The following is a 521-nucleotide window of genomic DNA, read 5'->3' as shown; positions in this document are numbered from 1 at the left end:
GTAAAGGCGTCCAGGATTGTGGAAAGGTAGGCGAAGGTCCCGTTGTACGGAAGATAGGTGATGTCTGTTAACAAGACCATCCGCGGCCCATATTCCTCGAATTGACGTTGAAGCAGGTTGTCTGCGACTTGATTGGTACGAAGAGCATTGACCAGCTGACGGTACGGATTGCGCTTCCGGATAGGGCAGATCAAATGGAATTTCTTCATCAGACGTCGGATTTTCTTGAGATTCATAATGACTGGCGGATCCTGATGCAGGAGCTCCATGTAAATGCTACGGGCCCCTTTTTGATAGCCTCTCCGCTTGAACACAGCTAGAATCAGTTCAAAATCTTTGCGATCCTGTTCTTCCTGAGCTTGCCGGTGAGGCGCTGCTTTTAACCAGGCATAATAGCCACTGCGTGAAACACCGGCCATCTGGCACAGGGTACTGACGGAAAGATGGTTTTCACTATTTTTCATCGTTTGCTCGATGATTTCGAATACGCAGGATGAGTGGTTCATGAGCAGTCCCTCTAC

General features: G+C 48.9%; 1 protein-coding gene. It reads right to left on the bottom strand.

Features of this window, described 5'->3' with window-relative positions; all coding sequences use genetic code 11:
• Positions 1-506: IS3 family transposase (locus ACE418_RS13465; RefSeq protein WP_416451081.1), on the bottom strand; the 506-nt coding region annotated here is incomplete at its 3' end.
• Positions 507-521 lie beyond the last annotated feature (15 nt).

Origin of the sequence: Megasphaera jansseni, assembly GCF_047974155.1 — a bacterium.
Taxonomy (GTDB): Bacteria; Bacillota; Negativicutes; order Veillonellales; family Megasphaeraceae; genus Megasphaera.
Note: the sequence above shows the minus strand (reverse complement) of the source record. Positions and strands in the feature narration are given on the sequence as shown.